The 6095-nt window shown below is 37.5% G+C and carries 6 protein-coding genes; all 6 read left to right on the top strand.

Translation table 11 applies throughout. The features are described from left to right. The first annotated feature begins 218 nt into the window (after positions 1-218). The gene (locus AC220I_RS16825) at positions 219-560 is read left to right on the top strand and encodes a cupin domain-containing protein (RefSeq protein ID WP_486725024.1); all 342 of its coding nucleotides are present in this window, start codon (positions 219-221) and stop codon (positions 558-560) included. Between the two features lie 8 nt (positions 561-568). Beyond that, positions 569-1348 carry an SDR family NAD(P)-dependent oxidoreductase gene (locus AC220I_RS16820; protein WP_486725023.1) on the top strand — a complete coding sequence of 260 codons (780 nt, stop codon included), beginning with the start codon at positions 569-571 and terminating at the stop codon, positions 1346-1348. An 11-nt stretch (positions 1349-1359) separates the two neighbouring features. Further along, positions 1360-2289 carry a 3-hydroxyacyl-CoA dehydrogenase family protein gene (locus AC220I_RS16815; protein WP_486725022.1) on the top strand — a complete coding sequence of 310 codons (930 nt, stop codon included), beginning with the start codon at positions 1360-1362 and terminating at the stop codon, positions 2287-2289. Between the two features lie 179 nt (positions 2290-2468). Further along, positions 2469-3407, top strand: coding sequence for a cyclase family protein (locus tag AC220I_RS16810; protein WP_486725021.1), 939 nt, complete (start codon positions 2469-2471; stop codon positions 3405-3407). Positions 3408-3416: 9 nt separating this feature from the next. Then, complete coding sequence (locus AC220I_RS16805) at positions 3417-4235, top strand: beta-keto acid cleavage family enzyme (protein ID WP_486725020.1); 819 nt, start codon at positions 3417-3419, stop codon at positions 4233-4235. Positions 4236-4431: 196 nt separating this feature from the next. Beyond that, on the top strand, positions 4432-5733 hold the full coding sequence (locus AC220I_RS16800) for an MFS transporter (RefSeq protein WP_486725019.1): 1302 nt from the start codon (positions 4432-4434) through the stop codon (positions 5731-5733). Positions 5734-6095: the final 362 nt, after the last annotated feature.

Below are 6095 nucleotides of genomic sequence, written 5' to 3'. Positions count from 1 at the left end.
TAATTCAAAATTGATTTTTCGATACAAAAACGTATCGGTCCAGAGTAGAAATGAAAAGAATACAGAAGCATAAAATGTGTAATATTAGATAGAAGAGAATTCTCAAACGTGTATTTTAAAGCGTTTGAGGCTTCTCTTTTTTATTTTTAGGAAATCAATTTTAGTTTTGGCATGGCTCTTGCACTTATAGAGTGGCATGAGATTTAGGAGGTGTTAAGATGAAAAAAGTTGAGCTTAAAAATGTCTCGCCATACAATGCACCACTTCATTTTGATATGAAGGCGATGAAGCTACATGGTACAGAAGAGACGGGAGCGACAAAGTTCTGGATGGGGATGTCACATTTTCTTCCGGGCGGTGGCGCAGAATGGGCATATGATAATTCGCCTACTGAAAAAGTTTATTTTGTCTTAGAAGGTGAAATTATTGTCAAATCAAAAGACGAAGAATTTGTACTTAAAAAGGGAGATTCAATTTTTATTGGTCCAAATGAAGGTAGAGAAATGATCAACAAAACTAATAATATTGCAACTTGTCTAGTGACAATCAGTTATGAGTAGGAGGAAAAATGATTAAAGACAACGTAAAAGGTATGTTCGATGTCAGTAATAAAGCAGTCGTTATTACTGGTGCTACTGGTGCACTTGGTAAGGCCTTAAGCTATGGCTTTGGTTATGCGGGTGCAAAAGTAATGCTCAATGGTAGAAAAGAGGCAACTTTAAAACCAATCTATGATGATATGATTTCAAAAGGCATTGAGTGTTGTTATTTTGCCGGTGATCCAAGCAATGAGGAAAATGTTAAAGCCTTGATCGCAAAAACAGTTGAAGCCTTTGGAGAGGTTAATGTACTTGTGACAGCAGCCGGCTTCAATGCACCGAAGTCAATTGTAGACCACACTCTAGAAGACTGGCAAATGATCATGGATGCAAATGTTAAAGGCACTTGGTTATGTTGCAAGTATGCAGGAGAACAAATGATCAAGCAAGGTAAAGGCGGTAAAGTAATTTTAGTGTCCTCTGCTAGAAGTAAAATTGGCATGAAAAACTACACAGGCTACTGTACAGCTAAAGGTGGGATTGACTTAATGGCTCAATCTTTAGCATGTGAGTGGGGTGAGCATGGTATCAATGTCAATACCTTTAACCCAACCGTTTTCAGATCTGAACTTACTGAGTGGATGTTTAAGGACGATACTGCAAAGTCAAAGTTCTTAACGAGAATTCCTTATGGTAGATTAGGTGAGCCAGATGATTTCGTTGGGACTGCTATTTTCTTAGCGTCTGATGCAAGTAATTTCATCACAGGTGCCAACATTCCTGTTGATGGCGGATACTGGGCAAACTAGTAGGGGGAAAAATGACAATAAAAAATGTTACAATTCTCGGTTCGGGCTTAATGGGAAATGGACTTGCACAAGTTTTTGCAATGGACTCAGACACTAAAGTTATTTTAAGGTCTAGAAGTGCTAAGGATGATCCCTTAAAACCGGTACAAGACAATTTAAAGCTTTTGGTTTCCAAAGAAGCCTTAACACAGACTGAGGCAGAGTCAATTTTAAGCAGGATATCATTTACAGACGATTTGGAAAGTGCTGTCAAGAATGCTGACTTAATCGTTGAGTGTGTTGTGGAAAATATGGAAATCAAACAAAATCTATTCAGGGACATTGAACCCCTATGTAAGCCAAATGCAATTTTAGCGACCAATACTTCTGTAATGAGCATTACTGAAATTGCGTCGAAAACCAAAGATAAATCCAGAGTTATTGGTACTCATTTCTGGAATCCGCCTTACTTAATCCCACTTGTTGAGGTGATTAAAGGTGAGGAAACCTCTTTAGAAGTGATGGACATTACCTATGATTATCTTAAGAAAATTGGCAAGAAGCCCGTTAAGTGCATGAAGGATGTACCGGGCTTTATCGCAAATAGATTACAGCATGCCATTTGGAGAGAAGCACTTTCTATCGTCGAAAATGGTATTGCAGACCCAGCCACTGTAGATGAAGCTTTGAGATATGGTCCTGGATTAAGATGGCCAATACTTGGCATCTTGGAAAACGCAGATATGATAGGGCTTGACCTTTCTTACAATATCCAAAACTACATTGTTAAGTATTTAGAAGACTCTCACACACCTTCTGCTCTATTAAAGCAATTAGTAGATCAAGGGGATCTTGGATTTAAGACAGGCAAAGGCTATCAGACATGGACACCAGAACAGATTCAAGCTTCAAATACAAGGCTTAGAGAATATTTAATAGAAGTCACGAAGGATCTAAAATAAGCATTCAAACATCAAAAGAAACATTCAAACATCTAAATAAGCAAGTCAAAACAAGATTTAAAAACTGTAATATTTAGTAACACCTTAAAGTTAGTCCAAATAAAAGGTATATCCAACAAAAAAGTCATATCCAATAAATAAGTCATATTCAAACAATATAAATTAAAGGAGATTTTAAAATGGGAAAGAAAGTTTTTATTGATTTAACACATCCTTTTAGTGCTGATATTCCACTATGGCCATACTTCTCTAAGCCAAAGATTGATACAATGCACAATCTTGCAAAAAGTGGCGTTTTAACTCAAAAAATTGATGCAGTAATGCATTGTGGTACACATGCTGATGCACCAAGACACGTTATGGAGTACGAGTTTAATGGTCAAAGAGCGAGATATACTCACGAAATGCCAGTGGACGCATATTGTGGCGATGCAGTTTGCCTTGACATTCAAGTTGAGAGATGGGGGCTTATTACGGATAAACATCTTGAAGATGCATGTAAGAGAGCTAACATCAAGCCAGAAGAGTTAGAGGGTATGGTGGTTTGTTTAAGAACAGGCATGCACCTTAAATTTGATGATTCAAAAGAGTACTATCACTATTCATGCGGAACGGGAATTGATGCGGGTAAATGGTTCGCTAAATACAAGCCAAAATGTGTTGCAATGGATTCACAAGCATTAGATCATCCACTCCATACAACAATGGGTAAAAATGGTGGTCCATTGGGCATGAACTTAAATGGTAATTTAGGATACCCAATTACAGATGAGTACATCGAAAAATTTGGTCTTGAAGCTTATGCAGAGTTTAATAGAGCAACTTATATCGAAGTATTCGGTAAAGAAAAATACGACGAAAAATTTGGATTCTTAGAGTCTCATGGTTTAGAGGGAACTTGGGAACCATGTCATAAATATATGCTTGGTAACGGTATCGTTGGTATCGAAAACTTAGGTGGTGACCTTGAAAAGGTTGTTGGTAAGAGATTTAAGTTCATGGCTTTCCCTATTAGATGGTACATGGGTGACGGTTCAATGGTAAGATGCGTTGCAGAAATTGATGAAGACGATGTAAACGATGTTCCAGAGAGAACATACAGCTATGGTTCAATTTAGGAGATTAAAATGGCAAAAACAATAATCACAGTTGCCACCACTGGTGCGTGGCCAACTAAGAAAGACAATCCCAATATACCACTTACACCAGCTGAAATCGCTGAGGATGTATTTGAGTGCTACAAAGCAGGTGCTGCAGTGGCACATCTTCACATGAGAGATGATGAAGGTAAAGGCACAATGAGCACTGCTAAATTTGAAGAAACCGTTAAACTCATCAGAGAAAAATGTGACATCATCTTAAACTTAACGACATCAGGTGATTTAAATGCAACGGATGAAACGCGTCAAGCACATTTAAAGGCAATTAAACCAGAAATGGCTTCCTATGATTGTGGATCAATGAACTGGGGTCACAATGCCTTATTCATCAATCACCCTCACTTTTTAGAGGCACTTGGTAAGACTATGCTTGAGAATAATGTTAAGCCTGAAGTGGAAATATTTGATGCAGGTATGATTTACAATTCACAGCATTATCTTAAAATGGGTGTCCTCAAAGAGCCAGTACATTATCAATTTGTACTTGGTGTACCTGGGGGAACTGCTGCAACAGTTGAAAATCTCGTCTATTTGAAAAATTTAATTCCGCAAGGATCAACTTGGTCTGCACTAGGAATTGGTAGAGGCGCAATGCCAATTTTAATGACTGCCATCGCAATGGGCGGACATGTCAGAGTGGGCATGGAGGATAACGTAATGTATGCCAAAGGGCAGCTTGCTGAATCAAATGCGCAATTCGTAACAAGAGCGGCGAATCTCATTAGAGAATATGGAAACGAAGTGGCAACCGTTGCTGATGCCAAGGAAATCTTAAACTTAAAATAGTGAGCCTGAAACAATCAAACCAAAATAATCAAACCAAAATAAGTAAATCAAAAAATTGAACTAATCAATGAACATTCAAACTTAAACAAACAGCAATAAAATAAATTTTGATTCCTTGAGGGAGAGTTTTTAAACTCAACTCTCCCTTCTTTCTGATTTCATATGTATAAAGATAAAAATCTTGGGGGCGTATTATATGGATAGAAATAAAAAGACAAGTATCGGAAATTTTGGAAAAAGCGGATGGGGTGTCATAATCTATTGTGCGGCAATGTTTTGGTTCTATGTGGGCATGGTGAATGATGGTTCTAATATCACAGCACCGGCTTTTGCGGCTAAAACAGGTATAGATTATTCCCTTGTATTAAGCATGGGTTCAGTTGCAGGTATTGTAGGATTTTTATTTTTTATTATCTTTGGTCAAGTCAACATCAAATATGGCTCTAAAAAGACGTCAGCAGTGTGTCTGTTTATTGCAGGGATTGCTTATGCAGGAATTGGTCTTGCAAATAGCTTAATCATGTATGCCATTTGCCTTTGCCTTGTAACCGGATCGGTTATGTCGGGCGGCTATATCGCTGGTGGTACTCTGGTTGCCAAGTGGTTTCCAAAAAAGAAGGGCATCGTTATGGGCTATACCACAATGGGCCATAACCTGGCATCTGCATTTTACGTACCAATGATTGCATTTTTAGTCAATACTTTAGGCCTCCAAAAAGGGGTTATGATTCCAAGTGTAATGGTATTAGCACTTGGTGGTATCGGCCTACTTATGGTCAAAGATACGCCAGAAGAAAAAAACATGTATCCAGATAATGTTTCAAAGGAAGTTTATGAAACAGAGTATTTTGCGTCAAGTGAGGAGACTCAAGATGGTGGCTGGACAGTTAAAAGACTCTTGGCGGAAAGAGAGTTATGGCTAGCAGCTGTTACCACTGGTATCTACCAGCTTGTAACTGTAGGGGTAATGACACAGCTTGTTGTGAGAAATATGCAATTAGGCTTTACTTTGACTCAGGCAATTAGCATCATGACCGTTCTTGCTGCAATAGGAGTCGGTGGCTCTTGGTTAGTAGGAGTGATTGATACAAAGTATGGCACAAAGCCATCCATGATATTGTTCGGATTTTGGTATATAGCGGCATTGTTCTTTAATATTTTGGAGCTGCCTTGGAGTATTTATGTGTCTGTATTCATGATTGGTATGGCCATTGGCGGATCGGCAAACTTTACGACATCTTTACCAACTGCTATTTTTGGCCGTCACGGTTTTGAGAAAGTAAATTCTGTTATTTTCCCAATTCAGGGGATTATCACATCTCTTAACTTTTTACTAAGTGGTATTTCTATTGCGGTTACAGGTAGCTTAAAAGGGGCTTATATTGTTTTCATGGTGATTTTAGCCATCAATATAGTATTAGTAAGCTTAGTAAATGAGCATAAATTCAATCGTGATTTTGCTGTTGAAGCTAAGGAAGTCAACCTAGAAACTGTATAATAGATCAAAATCGTGTGTTTATAAGTCCAAGTCTAAAAAGTAGAAAAGTAGTGCTGTAAAAATGTTGAGGGACTTTTTTATAGCATTAATATAGGGTGAGGATTTACGTACTTTTCATTTAAAAAAATAAAAAAAAATTATTTAAAGAAGTTGTCAAAAGAAATTAGTTTTCAAAGGAATGATTTAAAAAATATAAAATAAGAATCTATTTTGATGTTCGTATGCTTATAGGGATAAAGCATGTGTGCATTGAAATAAAGGGGGATTATTATGAGTAATAATTTAAAAGAGGCCATTAAGGCAGGATTAATTGGCGGGGTTATCAGTGGCATTATCTCATTTGCATTAAATTATTTCGTCAT

Source organism: Fusibacter sp. (assembly GCF_057447755.1).
Note: the sequence above shows the minus strand (reverse complement) of the source record. Positions and strands in the feature narration are given on the sequence as shown.